Origin of the sequence: Streptomyces sp. NPDC047869, from assembly GCF_040704065.1 — a bacterium.
Taxonomy (GTDB): domain Bacteria; phylum Actinomycetota; class Actinomycetes; order Streptomycetales; family Streptomycetaceae; genus Streptomyces.
This window is the reverse complement of sequence record NZ_JBEYRK010000036.1, coordinates 1-21,675: the sequence shown is the minus strand read 5'-3', so window position 1 is coordinate 21,675 and position 21,675 is coordinate 1. Positions and strand designations below refer to the sequence as shown.

Sequence of the window (21,675 nt, the reverse complement as noted above, 5' to 3'; positions counted from 1 at the left end):
AGCACCGCGTAAGGCCGAAATTAGGCAGAACAGGTGAAGCCGCCGATGGCCGGAAGTGAACGAGGGGTGAACCCCTGCCGTCGGCCCGGTGAGGTCACGGAATGCTCACGGGGAGAACACGTGGAGGTACCGGCATCCCTCTCCCGCGGACACACTCTCGATGTTCTCCCTCGTGCGACGGGAACCCGTGTGCGCATGGCGTCGTCTCGTTCCAGGAGAGCCGAGGAAGGGCGACGGAAATGGAACGGCGTACGTTCATCACGGGCGGCACGGCCGCGCTGGCCACCACCGCGCTGGCCGGCTGCAGCTCCGGTACGGACCCCTCCGCGCGGTCCTCGGCGCGGTCCTACTCATCGTCCGGTACGGCACTGAAGACCACCAGCCAGGCCGCCGCCGCGAACTGGGCGGCCCTCGCCCGCGACCTGGACGGCACCCTGGTGCGCCCCGGGGACGCGAGCTGGACGACGGCCCACCAGCTCTACAACACCCGCTTCGACGGCCTGAAACCCGCCGCCGTGGCCTACGTCGCCCACACCACCGACATCCGTACGACGCTGGCGTACGCCAGGGCGCACGGCATACGCGTGTCGATACGCAACGGCGGCCACTCCTACGCGGGCTACTCCTCCGGCGACAACCGGCTCGTCCTCGACGTCTCCCGGCTGAACCGGATCCGGGTGAGCGGCGGGCAGGCGGTGGTCGGCGCCGGCTCCAAACTGATCGACGTCTACCGCGGGCTGGCGGCGAAGGGCGTGACCATACCCGCCGGTTCCTGCCCCACCGTCGGCGTCACCGGCCTGGTCCTCGGCGGCGGCCACGGAGTCGCCTCCCGTGCCTACGGCCTGACCTGCGACAGCCTCACCCGGGCGACGCTCGTCACCGCCGACGGCACCCAGGTCACGGCCGACGCGCACAACCACTCCGACCTGTTCTGGGCGCTGCGCGGCGCGGGCAACGGCAACTTCGGCGTCGTCACCGAACTGCACTTCAGGACCCATCCGGCGCCGCAGGCGGTGACGGCGTACATGACGTGGCCCTGGTCCAAGGCGGCCGCGGTCGTCAAGGCCTGGCAGGAGTGGGGCCCCACCCAGCCGGACGAGATCTGGTCCTCCCTGCACCTGGCCTGCTCACCGGGCCGCACCCCCACCGTCTCGGTGGCCTGCTTCTCCCTCGGCACCTACGGCGAGCTGCAGAACGCAGTGGACCGCCTGGCCCACAAGGCCGGCGCGAACGCCTCCTCCGTCTCGCTGCGCCGCCGGGGCTACGAGGAGGCCATGGAGATCTACGCCGGCTGCTCCTCCTTCTCCTCCGACGCCCAGTGCCACCTGCCCGGCTCCACCCCGGGCCGCTCCTCCCGGGGCAGGCTGGGCCGCGAGACCTACGCGGCCCGCTCCGACTTCTTCGACCGCTCGCTGTCCGCCGCGGGCATCCAGACCCTGCTCAGGCAGATCGGCTCCGTCCGCGGCGGCGCGGGCAGCATCGCGTTCACCGCGCTCGGCGGCGCGGTCAACCGGGTCTCCCCCACGGCGACGGCCTTCGTCCACCGCCGCTCCCGGATGCTGGCGCAGTACATCGCCTCCTGGGGCGCGGGCGCCTCCGGCGGTACGGCGCAGTCGTGGCTGACGTCGGCTCACCAGGCCATGGCGCCCCACGCCTCCGGCGCGGCCTACCAGAACTACACGGACCCCACCTTGAAGAACTGGCGCAAGGCCTACTACGGGGACGCGGCGACACGGCTGAGCATGGTGAAGAAGCAGTACGACCCGGACCGCTTCTTCACCTACGCGCAGGGGCTGTAGGGGACCGCGTACCGTCGCCGGCCGCGTGGGAGCATCCGGACGGGAAGACTGTGCGGGACGGCCGGCTCGGGACCGGCGGCCTGAAGGGGATCGTGGAGAAGGTCTTCGACAGCGAGGACCTTCCCGCGCGGGATGGCCTTGCCGCGTGGGCCGAGGTCACTCGTCGCGCGGTGATGCCCACGGCCTTCCGGCTGTTGGACATCGACACCTTCGACGGCTGGTTCAAGACGATGCCGCTGGGCCGGGCGCAGGTCTCGGCCATGTCGTACTCGTCGTTCTGCACCCTGCGGACACCACACCTGATCCGCGCGTCCGATCCGGAGTGCCTGCAGATCGCGCTTCCCCGCTCCGGCTCCCACGTGCAGCCTGACTGGTCGACGTCAGCGTCAGGACCGCCGCCGCGAGGGCAGCCGCTACGGGCAGGGCGTGCCGTTTGCTCATCTGGTTCCCCCAGGTTCGTCCGGTGGTGCTGGTCCGGCAACCCATCGTCGCCGGGCGCACCACGGAACGCCTTAGCAGGGAGTGCCAGGGACTATGCCCGGAGCGCCGGCGGGCGACCGGCGGCGCGCGGTACCCGTCACGCCGCGAGATCCCGTTCCTGGGACTTCAGCGAGTCGCGGGAACCGGGAAGCAGGGCATTGCGCTGCTCCCCCGCGGACCGGCTCCGTACGATCCAACCCGCCCGCGGTGACCGCTCGACCGCCTTCATCAGCGGCGTCAGCAGCGCCATGGCCAGGGGTGACAGCAGCAGCGCGACCGCCGTGCCCAGCGCGAATCCGCCGACGACGTCCGTCGGGTAGTGCACGCCCATGTAGACCCGGCAGAACCCCTCCAGTAGCGCCAGCCCGATGCCGGCCAGGCCGAAGCGGCGGTTGGCCACGAACAGTCCGACCCCGAGCGCCATGGTGATCGTCGCGTGGTCGCTGACGAAGGAGAAGTCCGTCTTCCCGGAGACGAGGACGTCCAGCCCCCGATGGTCCACGAAGGGCCGCGGCCGCTCGACGAACCCCCGTATCGGCACGTTCACCAGCACCGCGATGCCGGCCGCCAACGGGGCCCACACCAGCGCCGAGACGGAGGAGGCCGCCTCCTCGCCGCCCCGTCGCCGCACGGACCACCAGCACCACAGCACGAGCAGCACCATGGCCACCAGCAGCCCGTACTCACCCACGAACTCCATGGCCCGGTCGAACCAGTGCGGCGCGTCCTTGGCCAGGCCATTGATGTCGTACAGCAGCTCGACGTCGGGGTTCGATCCGGATTCGGCGAGTACAGCCATGGTGCTGTGGCCCCTTCGTCGTAGTCCCGGACGCACCTCGTGTGCGTCGCTCCGGCTCCCCGTGGTTCGTAGATCCGCATCCGCCGCACTGCCGTACTGACGTCCGCTCGGCTACGTCAACAGGAACGCACGGCCCCCATCAGAACGTTCCACTCTCCACCGAATGATCACGCAGACGTTATCGAAGAGAGACTCATCTCCGCAGCTCAGGGGGCAGGTTCACGCTCGGTTCAGATGTTCGTGGGGAGTGCTTTTGCGCCATCTTCGGTCACCCGGGTGGCACCGAAGTAGTCGGGGGTGTCGATCGGGTCGAACCGGATCACGGCCCCCGTCCTCGGCGCGTCGATCATGTACCCGCCGCCGACGTAGACACCCACGTGCCGGATGGCCCGCGAGTCGGTGAGGTCGTCGGAGAAGAAGACCAGATCGCCCGGCATCAGCTCGTCCCGCGAGGGGTGCGGACCGGCGTTGTACTGGTCGTTGGCGACCCGGGGCAGGGTGATGCCGACCTTCTCGTACGCGGCCTTGGTCAGACCCGAGCAGTCGAAGCGTCCTCCCTGGTCGGCGGTGCCGTTGCCACCCCAGAGATAGGGCGTGCCGAGCTTGCTCTGGGCGAAGGCGATGGCACCCGCGGCCTGCCGGCTCGGGTCGAGCCGGGCGACCGGCGCGGCGAAGCTCTCCTCCAGGCTGCGGATCCGCTTGACGTAGTTCTGCGTCTCGCTGATGGCCGGTACCCCGCCCGACCTTATGACGCGGTAGGCGCCCGCGTTGTAGGCGGCGAGCATGTTGTCGGAGACGTTCCCGGGAACGTCCTTGACGTACTTGGCGAGTTCGCAGTCGTACGACGCGGCCGACGGAATCGCGTCATTCGGGTCCCAGATGTCGCGCTTGCCGTCGCCGTTGCCGTCGATGCCGTGGGTCGCCCAGGTGCTCGGGATGAACTGGGCGATGCCGCGCGCGTCCGCCGGGCTGACGACGGTCGGATTCCAGCCGCTCTCCTGGTAGAGCTGGGCGGCCAGCAGCGCGGGGCTCAGCGCGGGGCACAGGTTGCCCCACTGCTGCACGAGTTGCTTGTAGGCGGCCGGTACGGCGCCCTTGGCGAGTCCGCGGCTGCCCGTGGCGACGTTGTTGACGAGGTTTCCGGCGACCACGTACACCCCGACGACGAGCAGCATGACGAAGCCCATGCCGAGCCCGACCGCCGCACCACCGAGCACCCATACCTTACGCACGGTGCAACTCTCCCCCATGTCGGACCGGTTCCAGTCATCATCGGCCCGAAGTGGCGCCATTTCACAGGGGAACGGCGAGAACGCCGGGTGGGAACGGAGGCTGACAAGCCCTCAAGATGCCGTCGTCGCCTCGCGGTACAGCTCCGTGGCCTGCCCGCGCAGCACCACGCTGTACGAGACGTCGGCCGTGCTCCCGCCCTTCTCGTACCCGCCGAGCACCCCGACGACCTGACCGTCGCCGTCGGTCCACGGGCTGCCGCTGGTGCCGCCCGGGAAGTCGGGGCAGTCGATGCGCTGCTGGGTGCGGCTCTGCCGGCCCGGCCTGTTGGTGCAGCTGACGGGCGCCTCACGGGAGTCGGGATAGCCGGTCAGCGTCACGGCGGTGGCACCGGTGGCCACCCCGGCCCGGAACCGGCCGGCCCCGACCACGTCCTCGACCTTCCTGCCGTCGAGCGCGTCCAGGCGCGCCAGGGCCACGTCGCTGTCCTCGTCCTGCCCCTTCGCCCACCCGTCCGGGACGAACCGCTTCCCCACCCTCCACACCCCGTACGGCGCCTTCCCGTCCCGGTACCCCGGCACGAACACCAAGTCGCCGTCGGCGCCGTCCACGCAGTGGGCCGCCGTGACGATCAGATCGCGCTGCGGGCTGTGCACGACCGAGGCGGTGCAGAAGTGCCCGCCCGCCGGTGCGCCGGTCCGGTCGGCCCCGAAGAGCGCGCCCACCCGAGCCGTCCGCGCCGTCCCGGCGGCCTCGGCCGTGACACCGAGCGGCCCGGGCCCGTCGTCGGCGGCCGCGACGGAGGCGGAGGTCAGCGCGAGCAGCACCACGGCACCGAGGAGCGCGGGCCGCGAGGTGAACCGGGCACGGGCGGTGCGAGAGCTGCGCTTCATCAGGCCCCCACTCTCCGCCACGAGCTGTGAAAGCCGTCCCGACCACACCGAAACTCTTCCCGCGGAACCTCCCGGACAGGCCACACGATCGCATCCACCGTACTGTCCCGCCGCCACTCCCGCCTCCCGAGCCGTCACACCAGGTGACCATTCCCGCACCCGCGGGGGAACGCCGGCCGCGGCAAACCCTGACGCGCACTCGCCCGTATACAGCCATGGACGGATGGACGGCCTTTCACCCGGAAGGGGATGAGCCGGATGACACCCACGGCACACAGGACCCTCACGCCACTCGGCGCCACGGCGGCGGCGTGCGCGGCCGCGCTCCTCCTCGCCGCCTGCTCCGGCGGGGCCGGCGGCCGGGCGAGCGGCCCGACGGCGAGCCACTCAGCGACCGGAGCCACCCCGGGAACCCGGGTGACGGTCACCGAGACCGAGTACGCGCTGAAGCTGTCCCGGTCGTCGTTCGCACCGGGCACCTACACCTTCGTCTCCGACAACCACGGCAGGATCACGCACGCCCTGTCGATCGACGGCCCCGGCGTGGAGGACGCCAGGACCGGGAACCTCCGCAGCGGCCAGGAGGGCACGCTGACGGTGCACCTCAAGAAGGGCACGTACGACCTGTACTGCCCGGTCGACGGCCACAAGCAACTCGGGATGGACCAGCACATCGAGGTCGGCTGACCCGGGCAGTGGCTTCGCGCCATTCTTCCTGCTTGTGCGCGGCTTGAGTATGCGTACTCAAGCATTTGAGAGTCAGCCCTTATTACGGTTTACGGAGTTGTCCGGCAGTGCCGGCGGTGACATCGAACAGCGGCGAGCGGTGAGCTGGGCCTGATGGGTCAGGGAGGACGTGGTGACTGCGGGGAACGCGGGTTCGTGGGCGTCGGGCGTTTTCGAGGCTGCCAAGGATGCCGCCGCGGACGTGATGGCGGAGCTGACGTCGTTCACCAAGTTCCAGGAGCGGATAGACGAACTGGTCCGTGACTTGAAGTCGTCGCCGGCCAGTTCCCATCACGTCGGCACGGACCAGCCCGCCCGGTGTCATTTCGGTGGTGGTGCAGGCGCCTGGCGTTCGGCCGACGCGCTGGACACCGCCCACGAAAAGGTGATTGGCGAGCTGGAGAAACTGTCCAAGCTGTTGTCCGACTCGATCGAGGGCATGGGGATTGCGGTGCTCGCTTCGAACAAGGGTTACGAGAACGTGGACGCCGACGTGCGGGACCGGCTGCATGCCATCACCGCTGAGACGAAGAAGAGCTTCGGCGGTCAATATGTGACCTACCTGCCCAACGAGAAGGCGGGCGGCACGCACGGCGATCTGAGCAGCACACCGACGGCGGAGGAATCGGGCGGCGAGATCGCAGGAGACATCTGATGGGGAACGACCCGTTCGCCGACATGTCCCATGAGGAGATGCTGGACTGGCTCGACAAGGTCAACCCCGCCATCGTGCAGGCAGGCGCAGAGAAGCTACTCGCAGCGGCCGATGTGATCGAGAAGATCGCCACCGAGCTCAAGACCAGGCCCCAGTACGTGGAATGGAGGGGCCGGGGCGCCGACTCCTTCCGCGCCTGGGGAGGGGACCTGGCCAATGCCGCGTTGCGGATCGCCGACCACCCATGCTGCGGATGCGATCGCCCGCACCAAGTCGTCGATTCCACGGAACGACGGTGGCGCTCAGGCCGACATCGACGCGGCGAAGGCGACACCGAACGACCCTGATGCGGCCGGGATCCTGGCCAAGGCCACCGCGCGGAAGGAAGCGGTGCGCCAGCAGGCGGCCGACGAGATGACGAAGCTGGGGCAGGCGTACCAGCAGTCGGCCGAGCGGCTGACTGGGATGAAGCCGCCGAAGGTCCCGCCGCCGCCGGACGCGATCGTGCCGAAAGGCTCCAAGAACGTCGGCTCCGAGAGAGACAAGGCCTTCCCGGTTCCCACCACCGGCTCGAGATCTTCCGGTGTAGCGTCCAGTGCAGTTGCTTCGGGCCACACTGGGACTGGGTCCACTGGCGCGGCGATCCACACGGCGCAGAGCACGGCGCCGGGCCACGGTGGCGAGGTATCGGCAGGCCGTGCGCCGTATGTGGACCCGGCCGATGCTCCGCACACGGGCATCGACTCTGCCGCGACGGCACCGGACACGCGTACGCATGCCCCCTCGACAGACATCACGTCGCCCGCCCCCGGGCCGGTGTCCAGCGGTCCCAGCACCCCGACCGTTGCTGTGCCGCCCCTGACCAGTGGAGCCACGCGGCGTACAGGCACCGGATCGGGGACGCGGCTGCCCGCCGCGCCTTCGGCCCATGCGGGCCAGGGCCATGCTGCGGGCACGACACGGCCGCTCGGGCCGGGAACCGGGCGCCCGGCTACGGGTACGGGTACGCCCGGGCATAGTGAGGGCCGAACGTCACCCGTTGCCGGACGTACTTCGGCATCGACGCCGTACGGGCACACCTCTGATGGTTCCAATGGGATCCATGGCGGCCGTCCCTCGCAGACGCAGGTGGGCAGGGCGACCCCGTATCGCGGCACGGTCGTAGGCGGTGAGGCGGCGGGCGGGACCACACCTGGCAGCCGGATCACGCCCGGGAGCCGGCCTGGTGAACGGACTCTGCGCGGGACGCAGACTGGTGGCCGATCTGGCTCTACTTCCGAGTCGGGCCCGGGGCAGACTGTGACGGGGCGTGGGCGGGCCCCGTCGGGGCAGGGCACGCCCGCTCAGAGTCGAGGTGTCATGGGCGCTCTGCCCGCGCGGCGTGCGGCCCGAACGGCAACCGGGGAACGGGCTGTTCCGGGCGGTGCCGCACTATCCCCTGACGGGATCGCGGGTGGCTCCGCCTCGGCCGAGCGCAGCGGCAAGGCTCGCACGAACACCGGAGGCGTTCCGACGTCGTCCTCGCCGCGGCGCCGCAATGAGGAACGCGACGCCGTACGTCCGGGATACCTCACCGAGGACGAGGAGACGTGGCTTCCGGACCGACGCCGTATCGTGCCGCCTACCGTCGACTGACTCCTCGCAGAAAGCGGATCGTACCCGTATGTTCAGCAGCCGTCGCCGACTGTACGCCCGCCGAGCCGTGCTCTCCGCCGCCATGGGGCTGATTCTGGCGGGCACCGCAGCCGCGCCCGCGCACTCCGAATCGGTCCGCGACCAGCAGTGGTTTTTGGATGCCATGAAGGCTGAGCAGATGTGGCGAACCAGTACCGGCAAGGGTGTCACGGTCGCGGTCATCGACACCGGCGTCAACTCCGACCATCCCGACCTCGTGGGCCGGGTCCTGCCCGGTAAGGACATGGCAACCACCGAGCGCGGTGACGAGCGCACCGATTACGACGGCCACGGCACCAGGATGGCCGGCTTCATCGCAGGCACCGGAACCCGCGCTGGAGGACACGGAGCATTTGGCCTCGCACCTGGCGCAAAAGTCCTCCCTGTTCGCCTCCCGCGCGTCGAGAAGATCGATCCGGCCGTGGCGGACGAAGTCTTCGCCAGGGCGATGGCGACGGCGATCCGATACGCCACCGACCAAGGTGCGGAGGTCATCAACACTGGATTCGGCAGGGGGCCGGCAGCCCAGCCGGTTCGGGACAGCCTGCTGCCCGGCGTCAAGCTCACGTGAGTCACCCGGACTGCCGTATGCCACCCGTGAGAACATCGTATCGACGCCTCACCCGACCAGCCGTCAGGAACCGTGCGGGGTCGTAGAAGGGGTCAACGACGGAACCACACGACAGGTTCCGCTCCGGCGTCGTTGCCCGGCGTGACCTGCCGTGATACACAGAGTGACCATACGGCTCATTCGTACGAAACCCTCCAGTCAATGACGTCAAGTCGACATACGACCGCGGCGTTGTCGGCGAGAATGGACCTGACCTCTGCACACCGCAGGGGGCTTGCGGAACTACCCACCAGGGGCGGTGACTTACATGCTCTTTGCGGCCGACAAGGGAGACATCAACACCATCATCGGCGGGATCGCTCCGGACTGGGGCCCCTTCGGCAGCCTGGGCAACGAGGCCAAGGTGATGATCGAGGTGGTCATGGCCGTGGCCATTCTGCTCTGCCTGGGCATCGCGGTCTGGGGAGCGGCCAAACAGCGGATCGGCGCGACAGCCCTGCGGGACACCTTCAGCGCGGAACAGGGCAAGGGCCTCATCATCGCGGGCCTCACCGGGGTGTTCATCATCGGCTCGCTCGGCACACTGTTCACGATCGTGTACGGCATGGCGGTCTGACGCCCCCTCCACCGCCGGGCCGGCCCGGCCGTCCCCTCCACCCCACCCACCCGTCGTGCCCACCGGCTGAGGTTGCGTTTCCCTGATGTCGAGTCACCACACCGCGCCCGCGCGGGAACCAGCACGGCTACCGTCGTATGTCTACGACGTGGAGGGGGCCTACCCGGCATGAGTCCCGGAGACGAGCAGGGTTACACCGAGACGGGCCAGACCCGTACCCGCCTGCCCGGCGGCGACCCCTACGGCGGCGCGCCCCGCAGAACGGGCCGCTCCTCCTCCCGGGGCCTGATCACGGTCGTCGGCGTGGTGGTCCTCCTCATCGCGGCGATCGCCTTCGCGAACCGGGGAGACGGTTCCTCGACGGACGGCTCCGCCGACAAGGAAGACCGTCCGAAGGCCGCGTCCACGGCGGCGAGCGGCACCAAGCCGGTCGACACCAAGTCCGCCGGCATCGCCTCGGGCTTCGCCCACACGGAGCAGGGGGCGCAGAGCGCTGCAGCCAACTACGCGGTGGCGTTGGGGTCGGCGGAGATGTTCAACAAGAACGAGCGCGACTCCATCCTCCAGGCCATCATGACCCCCTCCACGGTCGCGAGTTCGAAGGCCGCGATGGACAAGGCCTACACGCCCGGCTTCAGTCAGAGTCTCGGTCTGTACGCGGACGGCACGGCGCCGAAGGGCTACACGTTCGTCTCGCGTACGAGCCCGATCGGCACGAAGGTCACCGAGGCAACCGGTGACGCCGCCACGGTCGAGATCTGGTGCAGCGGGCTTCTCGGCCTCGCGGGCGACAAGTCCACCAACCCGGTCACCAACAGCTGGTTCACCATCACGATGAAGCTCGAGTGGGCCGCCGACGACTGGAAGATCATCAAGCACTCCCAGCAGGAGGGCCCGGCGCCCGTCCCCGGCGACGACAAGGCCTCCAGCTCGGAAGACATCTCGAAGGCCGTCGACGAGTACGGAGGGTTCACCTATGCCCGCTAACCGCCGCGTACTCACCTTGGCCGCCGCCGTCACGGCCGTGCAGACGGCAGCGGTCCTCATGGCGACCCATGCCTTCGCCGCGCCCTCACCGTCGCCCTCGCCGACGAAGAGCGACGACGCCTGCGACTTGATCCACGGCGCCGCCAAACAGTTCTGCGAGAAGGACGGCGGCAGCTCCAAAAAGGGCCTCACCACCCCCGACAACCCCCTCACCTCCACCCTCGACCCCCTCTCCTCTCTCGGCAAGGGCTGTGCGGACGCCGCGTCGTGGACCATCGGCAAGCTCAGTGACGCCGTGAAGGAGACCGCGAACGTCGACTTCACGAACACCAAGTTCCTGCAGCAGTACGCCGTGGTCTTCGCGGCCTCCACGATCCTCACGCTGCTGCTGTGGCTGCTGGCCGTCGCCAAGCGGGCCGTGCGCGGCGTGCCGCTGACCACCGCCATCTCGGAGGCCGTCGGCTTCCTGTGGCTGACGGTGCTGGCCTCCGCCTTCACCCCGCTGATCCTTTACACCGTCGTCTCCGCGGCCGACGGCGTCACGGACGTCCTCGCCAAGGCGACCGGCGACCAGACCGACACGTTCTTCGGCACCTTCTCCGGCGCGCTCGACAAGGGCGACGACATCGGCGGCGGACCGATCATGCTGATCGTCGTCTCCCTGGTCAGCATCCTCGCCGCCGGCATCCTCTGGCTCGAGCTGGTCATCCGCGCCGCCCTGCTCTACGTCGGCGCCCTGCTCGGCACCGTCGTCTACGCCGGCCTGGTCGACAAGAACCTGTGGGGCCACGTGCGGCGCTGGGCCGGGATCATGATCGCCGTCATCCTGGTCAAGCCCGTCATCGTCATCGTGCTCGGCCTGGCCGGCGCGCTGGCCGGCGACAACGGCCCCGACGCCTTCTCCGCCGTCGTCTCCGGCCTCGCCATCATCCTGCTCGCCATCTTCGCCAGCGCGATGATCTACCGCTTCGTCCCCGGCTTCGGCGACGAGATCGCCGGCTCCCGCAGCAACCGCATCATGCAGGGCGCCGAGGGCAAGGCCGCCGCGGTGATCAGCTCCCCGGCCACCATGGTCGCCCAGGGCATCAAGACGCACAGCGCCCGCGCCGACAACAACGGCTCGGGCGGCGGATCCGGCGGCGCCCGCCCCGCCAACCCCGTCTCCGGCGGCGTCGCCGCGCACAGCACCCGTACCGCGCAGGGCGGCGGCGGAGCAGTCCCCTCCACCGCGCCCGCACCGCGCGCGCCCAGCCCGGTCAACACCCCGCACGCCGGCAACACACGCAACAGCAGCAGCAACCGCTCAGGAGGTGACGGGCGTTGACGACCGAGTCCCACATGTCCCATCCGGTCACGCCCCGCCGTACGTATCTGATCGGCCGCGCCCGGCCGAACGCGATCATCGGCCGGAACCGCGAGTCCGGCGAGATCGCGCTGATCGTCGCCGGCGCGTTCCTCGGCATGATGTGCGGCCTGCTCGTTCCCGTCCTGTCCCTGCGGATCGTGCTGCTGACGGGCTTCCCGCTGCTCGCGCTCGCCGCGGTCTACGTGCCGTACAAGCGCCGCACGTTCTACAAGTGGTTCGAGATCAACCGCTCGTACAAGCGCACCGTCAAGCGCGGCACCACCTACCGCTCCGGTGTGGTCGAGGCCGGCATCCGGCTGGACGGGCGGGAGGTCGAGGTCGGGCCGCCGCCCGGCATCGGGCGGATCACCTGGCTCGCCGCGCCGTTCGGGCCCGACGAGATCGCCGTGCTGCTGCACGCCGACCGCAAGACCGTCACCGCCGCGATCGAGATCGAGGGCCCCGGCGTCGGCCTGCGCGACTCCGAGGACCAGGAGGCCCTCGTCGACCGCTTCGGCACGCTGCTCAAGCACGTCGCCAACGGCGACGGCTTCGTCACCCGGCTGCAGATGCTCGCCCGCACCCTGCCCGCCGACCCCGACGCCCACGCCAAGGACGTCACGCTGCGCGGCGACGACAAGGCACCCGACTGGCTGTCCCGGTCCTACGACCAGCTCCAGTCCATGGTGTCCACCAGCAGCGAGCAGCACCGCGCCTACCTCGTCGCCTGCATGCACTACGGCCGCGAACTGGCCGCCGAGGCGCACGCCATGGCCCGGGCCGTCCGCGCGCACGGCGGCAAGGTCGACCGGGACGCCGGGCTCGCCGTGGTCATGGCCCGCGAGCTGACCGACATCTGCTCCCGGCTGCAGGAGGCCGACATCCGCGTCCGCCAGCCCCTCGGGCAGGGCAGACTCGCCTCCCTCATCCACTCCATGTACGACCCGGACCACCCCATCGACCACATCCAGGCGATGACCCAGCGCAACGCCTGGCCGGCCGAACTGGACGCCATGGAGCCCACCTACCTCCAGGCCAAGACCCGCGAGTCCGCCACCCGCGCCCCCTGGTGCCACGCCACCGCCTGGGTGAAGGAGTGGCCGATGACCCCCGTCGGCGTCAACTTCCTCGCGCCCCTGCTGGTCCACACCCCGGACGTCATCCGGACGGTCGCCGTGACGATGGATCTCGAGCCCACCGAGGTGGCCATCGAACGCATGCTGACCGAGAAGACCAACGACGAGGCCGAGGCCTCCCGCGCCGCCAAGATGAACCGCACCGTCGACCCGCGCGACATCGCCGCCCACAACCGCCTGGACCAGCGAGGAGAAGACCTCGCCAGCGGCGCGGCCGGAGTCAACCTGGTCGGCTACATCACCGTCTCCGCCCGGTCCCCCGAGGCCCTCAACCGCGACAAACGGACCATAAGGGCCTCCGCGGGAAAGTCGTACCTGAAGCTGGAGTGGTGCGACCGCGAGCACCACCGGGCCTTCGTGAACACACTTCCCTTCGCCACCGGCATTCGAAGGTAGGGGCTGATGCGCTGATGCGGGACCCGCTGTCCGTCCTCACGGATGCCTTCACGTCCTTCCTGTTCGGAAAGGTCGAGACGACCCGGCTGCCGGTGCGCACCTCCACGGGCCAGGCCCAGGCGGTCTACCTGCCCACCGCCGCGCCCGGCCTCGGCGATTCGGGCGTCATCATCGGCCGCGAGGTGTACTCCGGGAAGGGCTACATCTACGACCCCTTCCAGCTCTACGGCCAGCAGCTGCCGGCCCCCCACTGGCTGGTGCTCGGCGAGTCCGGCAACGGCAAGTCGGCCCTGGAGAAGACGTACGTCCTCAGGCAGCTCCGCTTCAAGGACCGCCAGGTCGTCGTCCTGGACGCCCAGGGCGAGGACGGCGTCGGCGAATGGAACCTGATCGCGGAGGAGCTGGGCATAACTCCCATCCGCCTGGACCCGACCGCCGCCCTGAACCACGGCATCCGGCTGAACCCCCTGGACCCCTCGATCACCACGACGGGCCAGCTCGCGCTGCTGCGCACCATCATCGAGGTCGCGATGGGGCACGGCCTGGACGAGCGCTCCGGCTTCGCCCTCAAGGTCGCCCACTCCTACGTCAACGAGTCCATCGTCGACCGCCAGCCGGTCCTCACCGACATCGTTGAGCAACTGCGTCACCCGGAACCGGAGTCCGCGGAGGCGATGAACGTCGCCATAGACGATGTACGGGCGTGGGGCCTGGACGTCGCCCTGGTCCTGGACCGGCTGGTCGACGGTGACCTGCGCGGCATGTTCGACGGCCCGACCACCGTCGGCATCGACCTGGACGCCCCGCTGATCGTGTTCGACCTGTCCCACATCGACCGCAACTCCATCGCCATGCCGATCCTGATGGCGATCGTCGGCGTGTGGCTGGAGCACACCTGGATCCGCCCCGACCGCAAGAAGCGCATCTTCCTCGTGGAAGAGGCCTGGCACATCATCAACAGCCCGTTCGTCGCGCAGCTCTTCCAGCGGCTGCTGAAGTTCGGGCGCCGGCTCGGCCTGTCCTTCGTGGCGGTCGTCCACCACCTGTCCGACGTGGTGGACGGCGCGGCGGCGAAGGAGGCGGCGGCGATCCTGAAGATGGCGTCGACCAGGACCATCTACGCCCAGAAGGCCGACGAGGCGAGAGCGACGGGCCGGGTCCTCGGCCTGCCGCGCTGGGCGGTCGAGATCATCCCCTCCCTCACCCCGGGCATCGCCGTCTGGGACGTCAACGGCAACGTCCAGGTGGTCAAACACCTCGTCACGGAGACCGAACGCCCGCTGGTCTTCACCGACCGCGCGATGACCGAGTCCTCCAGCGACCGGGCGGCCGACGACGCCCTGCGCGCCGCCGAACTGGAGGCCGAGCAGCGTGCGGCGGCCTTCGTGGAGCAGCACCTGGGCGACTCGGAATCGACGGTGGCGTAGGGGGAGGCAAGGAGTGAGACCGGACGATCGCCGTGACGCCCGCCGCGAGGGTCAGGGCGGAATCCCCGACGGGCTGCTGATCGGCATACTCGCCTTCCTCCTCGGCATGACCGTGCTGGTGTGGACGGCCACCGGTCTGGCGGCCCTGTTCGCCCACGGCGCCTGGCCGGACGGCGTGACGTTCACCCGCACGGCCCTGGCCATGCGCCACCTCATCGGCGAGCCGCACGACCTGCCCGGCGCCTGGCCGGACACCCCCGCCGCTCAGCTCTCCGGCTGGGGCCTGTTCTGGGGCCTGTTCATCGGGCAGCTCATGATCCTGCTCGTCCTCACCCTGTTCGTGATGGGCACGGTGGCGAGATGGCGGGCGGAGAGGGCACGGCGCGCCTCCGAGCGGGGCACGGCGGCCCGGGGCCCGGCGGAGGCCACGGCACCCGCTCCCGCCCCGACGACCGTTCCCGCCCCAACGGCCACTCCCGCCCCGACGACCGTTCCCGCCGTTCCCGCCGTCGTTCCCGTCCACGAGGCGGTGCCGGAGCAGCGGCACGAGGTGGTCCCGGTGCCCCAGACGGAGCCGGCTCCACAGCCTGTGGAACACCTCATGGGCGGCGGTGCTCCGACGGCAGGCCCGGAGGCGCCCGGAACCGCGGGCGGGGTGCGCTACGGCCCGCCGGCGACCCGGCACACCAACGCCGTCCAGGCCGTGGCCGACGCCCCGGGCCCGGCCCTGGTGGTCAGCTCGAACCCCGCACTCTGGGCGGAGACCAAGGACGCCAGGACCAAACTGGGCCCCGCCCACCTCTACGACCCCGCCCACCTCTGCGACACCCCGGCCCGCCTCCACTGGTCCCCCACCAGCGGCTGCGAGGACAAGGAAACGGCGCTGAACAGGGCCAAGGGCCTCCTCGCCCCCGTCCGGCCGACCGCCAGACTCGACCAGGCCGTGGCCGACACCGCCACCACGCTGCTGCGCAGCTATCTGCACGCCGCCGCCCTCGAGTCCCGCACCGTCCGCCATGTCCACCGCTGGGCCCAGGGCACCCAGGTCCAGGACGCCGTACGCACCCTCCGCACCCACCCCAAGGCCGCCCCCGGCGCCGCGGGCGAGCTCGAGGCCGCCCTCACCGCGCATCCCGAACGCCGTGATGTGGCACAGGAGTTGATCAGCAGGGCGCTGTCCGCCCTCTCCACCGTCAACATCCGCGAAGCCTGCACCCCAAACCGAACCGATGGCCTCGCCTTGGATTCCTTTGTCCACGAAGGGGGCACGCTTTATGTGGTCGGTGAATCCATCGAGGACCCCAGGACCCACCCGGGTGCGATGCCCCTCCTGACGGCCCTCGTCTCGAGCGTGGTCGAGCGCGGCCGGCGCATGGCCGAACGGTCATCCTCCGGTCGGCTCGACCCACCACTGACCCTGGTCCTCGACGACATCGCGGCCGTGGCCCCCCTCCCTCAGCTCCCCGATCTGCTCGCCACCGGAGCCGCCCAGGGCATGCCCACCCTCGCCCTGCTCCGCTCCCGCGAACAGGCCAGGGCCCGCTGGCCGCACGAGGAACTGCCGGCCTGACCGTCGTCCCGGGACGGGCTTCGGAGCGCCGTCTCCCGGCGGCTGTGGGATATGCCACCCGATCAGAGGGGGGTGCCCCGAAAGTTTTCTGGCGAGTAGGGTCGGAAGCCGTGTGATTTGCCGGTCGCCGCACCCTCAAGTCCTCTGACTCCCCCACGAGTTGGCGGCAGGTACGCGTACCGGTGCCTCACGCGGCGCACCACAGCGGACCCCCGGGTCCGTCCCCCCACCACAACAGCCGCGTGTCCGCGCGGCGACAGATCAGGAGCAACCCGTGCAGGGCACCCCCCACATAGCCGGCACATCGAACGACGGGCGCCTGGCGCCCCCGGCGCCTGCCGACGACGGACGCCCGCGCGTCCGCAACGGCAAGGCGCGCTCATGAGGCGGCCGCCGTATTCGACGGCGCCGACGATCAAGGTCCGGACGACTCCGGGCTGGCAGTACCACCACGCATCCGGCACCCACCCCGCGCAGCGTCCCGAGGCACAGCCGCCCGAGGCCCGCAGGCGCCCCGTGTTCATCGACCAGTCCGGGCGGCGCCGCAGGCTGATGCAACTCGTGTCCCTGAGCGTGGGACTGGCCTGCTCCGGCTATCTGCTGTTCGTCGGCACGCTGGTCGGCGGGCTCATGGAACCGATGGGCTCGGCTCCGCCCCGTACCCACGTACCCGGACCCGGCGGCCACGGCACCCCCGGACCCACCGGCGGCCCCGCCCGCGCGCACCGTCCGTCCCACACGCCGGACCCCGGCCACCACGACGTCGCGCAGAGACGCGCGCCCCGGCTCCGGGCGGAGGGCGGAGGCACCCCCCGGTGAGCCCGCACGCCGACGTACGACGGCCACCACGCGGACACTGGCTGCTGCTCCTGCTCTCCCTGACGGTCGTCGCCGTCACCCTCGTCTGCGAAGGCTGGACCACCCACCAGGTCGACTCCGCACGAGCCAAACAGCCCTGCACACGGCCCATACCGCGCGCGGCCGACGACGGGAAACCGGTGCTCCGCTTCGGCCCGTCCGGCGTCGAGACCTCCGGCATGCCGCCGGGCACCGCCGCCCTCACCTTCGAGGGCGGCCCGGACCCGGTGTGGACGCCACGCCTGCTCGACCTGCTGCGCAGACACCACGCACGGGCGACCTTCTTCGTCCACGGCAACGACGTCGTCCGCCACCCCGCCCTCCTGCGGCGGATCGTCCGTGAGGGCCACGAGGTCGGCTCGTACACGTACACCGGCGGCGACCTCGGAACCGCCTCGCCGTTCCGCGCCCGCGCCGAACTGGCCCTCACCCAGACCGCGCTCGCCGGTGCCGCCGGCATCCACACCAGCCTGCTGCGGCTGCCGCAGACGACCGCCGCGGACACCCTCTGCGGCCCCGAGTGGCAAGCGGCGCGGCGCGCGGAGACCCAGGGCTACCTCGTGGTCGCCTCCGACCACCCGGCCCGCAAGCCGTCGCAAGGGGTGATCACCCGGTACAGCCACACCGACCTCGGCTACCACGAGGCGCGGGCGCTGCTGCGGGACCACAGGGTCACGAGGTTCACCACCGTCAGCGGCGGACTCGGACGCCCCTCCTTCGTGTCCCGGGTCCCCGCGGCCCAGCGCGTCAAGGGCGAGGGCCTCATCTGGTCGGTGCGGATCGGGCACGTCCTCACCACCGTGATGGCATGGACCCTCGCCGTCGCCGGCTCGCTCGGTGTCCTCAGGCTGCTGCTGCTCAGCGTCTTCGCCCGCGTCCACAAGCGCCGTGTGCACACCTTCCGCTCCGGCACCCCCCGCCTGCGCCCGGTCGCCGCCCCGGTGACGGTCCTGGTGCCCGCCTACAACGAGGAGGCGGGCATCGCCTCCACCGTCTACTCCCTGCTCGCCTCCACCCATCGCCAGCTGGAGATCATCGTGGTCGACGACGGCTCGACGGACTCCACCGCCCGCATCGCCGAGGCCATCGCCGACCCCCGGGTACGAGCGATCCGGCAGCCGAACAGCGGCAAGCCGCAGGCGCTCAACACCGGCCTGGCCCACGCCCGCCACGACATCGTCGTGATGGTGGACGCCGACACCATCTTCGAACCGGAGTCGCTGTCCCGGCTGGTCCAGCCGCTCGCCCACCCGTCCGTCGGGGCGGTCAGCGGCAACACCAAGGTCGGCAACCGACGTCACCTGCTGGGCAAGTTCCAGCACCTGGAGTACGTCAACGGCTTCAACCTCGACCGGCGCACCTTCGACGTCCTCGAGTGCATGGCGACCGTCCCCGGCGCGATCGGCGCCTTCCGCAGGGACGCGCTCATGGGCATCGGCGGCGTCAGCGACGAGACCCTGGCCGAGGACACCGACCTCACGATGGCGCTCTGGCGGGCCGGCTGGCGCGTCGTCTACGAGGAGTCGGCGGTCGCCTGGACCGAAGTGCCCAGCACCCTGCGCCAGTTGTGGCGGCAGCGCTACCGCTGGTGCTACGGCACGCTGCAGTCGATGTGGAAGCACCGCCACTCGCTCACGGAGATCGGCCCCGCCGGCCGCTTCAGCCGCCGCGCCCTTTCCTACCTCATGGTGTTCCAGATCCGCGCCCCGCTGTGCGCACCGGTGATGGACCTCTACGCGCTGTACGGGGTCCTCTTCCGCGGGCTCGTCCAGTCCGTCGCGATCTGGCTCGGCTTCCTCGCCGTCCAGATGGTCACCGCCGCGTACGCGCTGCGACTGGACCGGGAGCGGCTGCGCACCCTGTGGGTGCTGCCGCTCCAGCTCTTCGTCTACCGGCAGCTGATGTACCTGGTGGTCGTCCAGTCCGTGATCACGGCGCTCCTCGGCACCCGCCTGAAGTGGCACAGCATGCACCGCTCCGGCACCGCGGACCCGCTCCTCCAGGAACCGGCCGCGGGACGGCCCTCGCGGGAGGGGGTGGCGTCGGCATGACGGTGAACACCGGGAAGCCCACCGGGCCGGAACACGGGAGTCCGAGCATGACGACCCCACCGGCCCGGCAGGGCGGGCACGGCACCGACACGATCACCCGGTTCTCCGGGCGGCCCAGCTCCCGCTACGCCCCACGGCGCGCCCACGCCCGTCAGACGAAGAGGAAACGGCGCAAACTCCGGCGCTGTCTGCTGGCCCTGCTCGTCACCGTCGTCACCGCGGTCGGCGGCACCTACGGGTGGGCGGAGGCCGAACTGAACCGTGACGTCGACCTGAACGCCTACGGACACCGCCCGCCGCCGGGCAGGGGCACCAACTACCTCGTCGTGGGCTCCGACAACCGTGACGGGCTGTCGTCCGAGGAGGTGGAGAACCTGCACGCCGGCGGTGGCGGCGGCCGACGGACGGACTCGATGATGATCCTGCACACAGGCGCGCACGGCGCGACCATGGTGAGCCTGCCCCGCGACTCGTGGGTCGCGCTGCCCGGCCGGCTGGACCCCTCGACCGGAAAGACCCTGCGCACGGCACGCGACAAGCTGAACGCCGCCTTCTCCTACGGCGGCCCCGAGCTGCTCGTCAGCACCATCGAGCGCAACACGGGCCTGCGCATCGACCACTACGCGGAGATCGGCTTCGGCGGGTTCGTGCACATCGTCGACGCCGTCGGAGGCGTCCCGATGTGCCTGGACCGCGACATAAAGGACGAGAAGTCGGGAGCCGACCTCCACAAGGGCTGCCAGACGCTCTCCGGCAGACAGTCACTGGCCTTCGTGCGCGAGCGTCACCAGGAGGCCAGGGGCGACCTCGACCGCACACAGAACCAGCAGAGATTCCTCTCGGCGCTCGCCCACCGGGCGGCGCGCCGCGACACGCTGCTGGACCCCACCGCCATGTATCCGGCGGCCCGGGCGGGGCTGGACAGCCTCGTCGTCGACGACGGCATGCACCTGCCCGCACTGGCCCGGCTGTTCCGGGCGATGCGAAACGTGTCCGGCGGGCGGGTCGAGCACATGAACGTCCCGGTCGCCGGCATCGGCGTCCCCACCTCCAAGGGGAACGTGGTGACCTGGGACAGGAAGAAGTCGCGTCGGCTCTTCGCCGAGCTGCGCGACGACCGCCCGGTCACCGGAACGGGATCCAAGTAGGCCGCGGCGGGCCGGTCACCGCTCCAGCACGAACTCCAGCTCGTGCTCGGCCTCGTCCTTCGAGAACGACACGACCAGCCCGCTCGGCCCGAACCCCGCCTTGCGGTAGGCGCCCTGGGCCCGCACGTTGTCCGCGTGCACGAACAGCCGTACCCGCTCGGCACTCTGCTGCCAGGCCCAGGAGACACCGGCGTCGAACAGCGTCTTGATCAGCCCGTTGCCCCGGTGCTCCGGCCGGACGAACACCCCGACCACATGGCCCTGCCGCCGCTCGACCGGATACCCGGCCCAGTCCGTCGTCCCGGCCTGCTCGATCAGCACGGTGACGGTGCCGGCCCAGCTCCCGTCGGGCGCCTCGGCGACGAACTGCCGTGCCGTGTCGGACCCTTCACCGGAGCGGGTCGCCCGTTCCTGGTAGAAGGAGTCCGGCCGGGCCAGGGCGTCATCGAAGGTCTCGAGGAAGGCGATGTGCGCGACCGGGTCCCGCAGCGCGTCCAGACGCAGCTGCTTCACGGCCGCCCACTCCTCGGGACGTATGGCACGGACGACGTAGACATCGCTGGTCGGGGTACTCATGGGGCCACGGTAGCTTCGCCCGTCACCGCCCTCACCCGATATACGGGCGCCCGCTGTCGGTGCCGGGTTCTACGGTGGCTCCATGACCACGCTTCCCGAACGACCCAACACCGCACTGCTCGTCATCGACGTCCAGAACGGCGTGGTGGCGGATGCCCACGACCGCGACGGCGTCATCGCCAACATCGACACTCTGATCGGCAGGGCCCGCGCGGCGGACGTGCCGGTCATCTGGGTGCAGCACTCCGACGAACAGTTGCAGGAGGGCAGCGAGAGCTGGGCCTACGTCCCCGAGCTGGTCCGCCGGGACACCGAGCCCCTGGTCCCCAAGACCTACGCGGACTCCTTCGAGGAAACCTGTCTGGAGGAAGTACTGGCGGAGCGGAAGGTGGGCCGGCTGCTCGTCATGGGCGCCCAGACGGACGCGTGCATCCGCTCCACCCTGCACGGCGCGATCGTCCGTGGTTACGACGCGACGCTGGTCGCCGACGCCCACACCACCGAGGACCTCACCAAGTACGGCGCTCCCGCCCCGGAGCAGGTGATCGCCCACACCAACCTCTACTGGGCGTATCACAGGGCGCCCGGCCGCCAGGGCGGCACGGTGAAGACGGCCGAGGTGGCCTTCTAGAAAAGCCTCCTGAAGGACCCGGAACGCAGAAAACCCCCGCATCTTTCGATGCGGGGGTTTTCCCAAGAATTGTTCGGCGGCGTCCTACTCTCCCACAGGGTCCCCCC

Annotated in this window: 19 protein-coding genes; 15 read left to right on the top strand and 4 right to left on the bottom strand. The window is 70.4% G+C overall.

Annotated elements, in window-relative coordinates; all coding sequences use genetic code 11:
• Positions 1–239: 239 nt before the first annotated feature.
• Positions 240–1,799: an FAD-binding oxidoreductase gene (locus AB0924_RS32715; protein WP_366913408.1), complete on the top strand. Its 1,560-nt coding sequence runs from the start codon at positions 240–242 to the stop codon at positions 1,797–1,799.
• 577 nt (positions 1,800–2,376) lie between these two features.
• Here the strand turns inward: AB0924_RS32715 and AB0924_RS32710 are convergent.
• From AB0924_RS32710 to AB0924_RS32700, 3 genes are all read right to left on the bottom strand, one after another.
• Entirely contained in the window at positions 2,377–3,078 is a 702-nt protein-coding gene (locus AB0924_RS32710) for a phosphatase PAP2 family protein (RefSeq protein WP_366913407.1), read from the bottom strand.
• 230 nt (positions 3,079–3,308) lie between these two features.
• On the bottom strand, positions 3,309–4,310 hold the full coding sequence (locus AB0924_RS32705) for a bifunctional lytic transglycosylase/C40 family peptidase (RefSeq protein ID WP_358937189.1): 1,002 nt from the start codon (positions 4,308–4,310) through the stop codon (positions 3,309–3,311).
• A 111-nt stretch (positions 4,311–4,421) separates the two neighbouring features.
• Positions 4,422–5,201, bottom strand: coding sequence for a trypsin-like peptidase domain-containing protein (locus AB0924_RS32700; protein ID WP_366913406.1), 780 nt, complete (start codon positions 5,199–5,201; stop codon positions 4,422–4,424).
• Positions 5,202–5,459: 258 nt separating this feature from the next.
• Between AB0924_RS32700 and AB0924_RS32695 the strand changes: the two genes are divergently transcribed.
• From AB0924_RS32695 to AB0924_RS32635, 13 genes are all read left to right on the top strand, one after another.
• Positions 5,460–5,888: a copper-binding protein gene (locus tag AB0924_RS32695; RefSeq protein ID WP_358937193.1), complete on the top strand. Its 429-nt coding sequence runs from the start codon at positions 5,460–5,462 to the stop codon at positions 5,886–5,888.
• A 172-nt stretch (positions 5,889–6,060) separates the two neighbouring features.
• Positions 6,061–6,582 (top strand): hypothetical protein, encoded by a 522-nt coding sequence (locus AB0924_RS32690; protein WP_358937195.1) that lies wholly within the window; start codon positions 6,061–6,063, stop codon positions 6,580–6,582.
• Positions 6,582–6,929 carry a hypothetical protein gene (locus AB0924_RS32685; RefSeq protein WP_366913405.1) on the top strand — a complete coding sequence of 116 codons (348 nt, stop codon included), beginning with the start codon at positions 6,582–6,584 and terminating at the stop codon, positions 6,927–6,929. The genes AB0924_RS32690 and AB0924_RS32685 overlap by 1 nt, the downstream gene beginning before the upstream one ends.
• 1,316 nt (positions 6,930–8,245) lie before the next feature.
• Complete coding sequence (locus tag AB0924_RS32680; RefSeq protein ID WP_366913404.1) at positions 8,246–8,827, top strand: S8 family serine peptidase; 582 nt, start codon at positions 8,246–8,248, stop codon at positions 8,825–8,827.
• Between the two features lie 307 nt (positions 8,828–9,134).
• The gene (locus AB0924_RS32675) at positions 9,135–9,443 is read left to right on the top strand and encodes a hypothetical protein (RefSeq protein ID WP_014673544.1); all 309 of its coding nucleotides are present in this window, start codon (positions 9,135–9,137) and stop codon (positions 9,441–9,443) included.
• A 168-nt stretch (positions 9,444–9,611) separates the two neighbouring features.
• Positions 9,612–10,430 carry a hypothetical protein gene (locus AB0924_RS32670; protein ID WP_366913403.1) on the top strand — a complete coding sequence of 273 codons (819 nt, stop codon included), beginning with the start codon at positions 9,612–9,614 and terminating at the stop codon, positions 10,428–10,430.
• The gene (locus AB0924_RS32665; RefSeq protein ID WP_366913402.1) at positions 10,420–11,754 is read left to right on the top strand and encodes a hypothetical protein; all 1,335 of its coding nucleotides are present in this window, start codon (positions 10,420–10,422) and stop codon (positions 11,752–11,754) included. The genes AB0924_RS32670 and AB0924_RS32665 overlap by 11 nt, the downstream gene beginning before the upstream one ends.
• On the top strand, positions 11,751–13,307 hold the full coding sequence (locus tag AB0924_RS32660) for an SCO6880 family protein (protein ID WP_358937206.1): 1,557 nt from the start codon (positions 11,751–11,753) through the stop codon (positions 13,305–13,307). Before AB0924_RS32665 ends, AB0924_RS32660 begins: the two co-directional genes overlap by 4 nt.
• A gap of 14 nt (positions 13,308–13,321) precedes the next feature.
• Positions 13,322–14,734, top strand: coding sequence for an ATP-binding protein (locus AB0924_RS32655; RefSeq protein ID WP_358937208.1), 1,413 nt, complete (start codon positions 13,322–13,324; stop codon positions 14,732–14,734).
• 13 nt (positions 14,735–14,747) lie between these two features.
• Positions 14,748–16,304: a type IV secretory system conjugative DNA transfer family protein gene (locus AB0924_RS32650; RefSeq protein WP_366913401.1), complete on the top strand. Its 1,557-nt coding sequence runs from the start codon at positions 14,748–14,750 to the stop codon at positions 16,302–16,304.
• A 381-nt stretch (positions 16,305–16,685) separates the two neighbouring features.
• Positions 16,686–17,123 carry a hypothetical protein gene (locus AB0924_RS32645; RefSeq protein WP_366913400.1) on the top strand — a complete coding sequence of 146 codons (438 nt, stop codon included), beginning with the start codon at positions 16,686–16,688 and terminating at the stop codon, positions 17,121–17,123.
• The gene (locus AB0924_RS32640; protein WP_366913398.1) at positions 17,120–19,213 is read left to right on the top strand and encodes a bifunctional polysaccharide deacetylase/glycosyltransferase family 2 protein; all 2,094 of its coding nucleotides are present in this window, start codon (positions 17,120–17,122) and stop codon (positions 19,211–19,213) included. The genes AB0924_RS32645 and AB0924_RS32640 overlap by 4 nt, the downstream gene beginning before the upstream one ends.
• A 47-nt stretch (positions 19,214–19,260) precedes the next feature.
• A complete protein-coding gene (locus AB0924_RS32635; protein WP_358937217.1) occupies positions 19,261–20,361 on the top strand; it encodes an LCP family protein in 1,101 nt (366 codons plus the stop codon).
• 15 nt (positions 20,362–20,376) lie between these two features.
• On the opposite strand, the gene AB0924_RS32630 is transcribed toward AB0924_RS32635, so the two are convergent.
• Positions 20,377–20,937: a GNAT family N-acetyltransferase gene (locus AB0924_RS32630; RefSeq protein WP_366913397.1), complete on the bottom strand. Its 561-nt coding sequence runs from the start codon at positions 20,935–20,937 to the stop codon at positions 20,377–20,379.
• Between the two features lie 82 nt (positions 20,938–21,019).
• Between AB0924_RS32630 and AB0924_RS32625 the strand changes: the two genes are divergently transcribed.
• The gene (locus AB0924_RS32625; protein WP_366913396.1) at positions 21,020–21,568 is read left to right on the top strand and encodes a cysteine hydrolase family protein; all 549 of its coding nucleotides are present in this window, start codon (positions 21,020–21,022) and stop codon (positions 21,566–21,568) included.
• The last annotated feature ends 107 nt before the right edge of the window (positions 21,569–21,675 follow it).

Excerpts from the sequence above, each read along its gene's own strand:
- AB0924_RS32665 (WP_366913402.1), top strand. The coding sequence starts at position 10,420 with ATGCCCGCTAACCGCCGCGTACTCACCTTGGCCGCCGCCGTCACGGCC.
- AB0924_RS32625 (WP_366913396.1), top strand. The coding sequence starts at position 21,020 with ATGACCACGCTTCCCGAACGACCCAACACCGCACTGCTCGTCATCGAC.
- AB0924_RS32685 (WP_366913405.1), top strand. The coding sequence starts at position 6,582 with ATGGGGAACGACCCGTTCGCCGACATGTCCCATGAGGAGATGCTGGAC.
- AB0924_RS32695 (WP_358937193.1), top strand. The coding sequence starts at position 5,460 with ATGACACCCACGGCACACAGGACCCTCACGCCACTCGGCGCCACGGCG.
- AB0924_RS32630 (WP_366913397.1), bottom strand. The coding sequence starts at position 20,937 with ATGAGTACCCCGACCAGCGATGTCTACGTCGTCCGTGCCATACGTCCC.
- AB0924_RS32645 (WP_366913400.1), top strand. The coding sequence starts at position 16,686 with ATGAGGCGGCCGCCGTATTCGACGGCGCCGACGATCAAGGTCCGGACG.
- AB0924_RS32635 (WP_358937217.1), top strand. The coding sequence starts at position 19,261 with ATGACGACCCCACCGGCCCGGCAGGGCGGGCACGGCACCGACACGATC.
- AB0924_RS32680 (WP_366913404.1), top strand. The coding sequence starts at position 8,246 with ATGTTCAGCAGCCGTCGCCGACTGTACGCCCGCCGAGCCGTGCTCTCC.
- AB0924_RS32655 (WP_358937208.1), top strand. The coding sequence starts at position 13,322 with ATGCGGGACCCGCTGTCCGTCCTCACGGATGCCTTCACGTCCTTCCTG.
- AB0924_RS32700 (WP_366913406.1), bottom strand. The coding sequence starts at position 5,201 with ATGAAGCGCAGCTCTCGCACCGCCCGTGCCCGGTTCACCTCGCGGCCC.
- AB0924_RS32675 (WP_014673544.1), top strand. The coding sequence starts at position 9,135 with ATGCTCTTTGCGGCCGACAAGGGAGACATCAACACCATCATCGGCGGG.
- AB0924_RS32670 (WP_366913403.1), top strand. The coding sequence starts at position 9,612 with ATGAGTCCCGGAGACGAGCAGGGTTACACCGAGACGGGCCAGACCCGT.
- AB0924_RS32710 (WP_366913407.1), bottom strand. The coding sequence starts at position 3,078 with ATGGCTGTACTCGCCGAATCCGGATCGAACCCCGACGTCGAGCTGCTG.
- AB0924_RS32715 (WP_366913408.1), top strand. The coding sequence starts at position 240 with ATGGAACGGCGTACGTTCATCACGGGCGGCACGGCCGCGCTGGCCACC.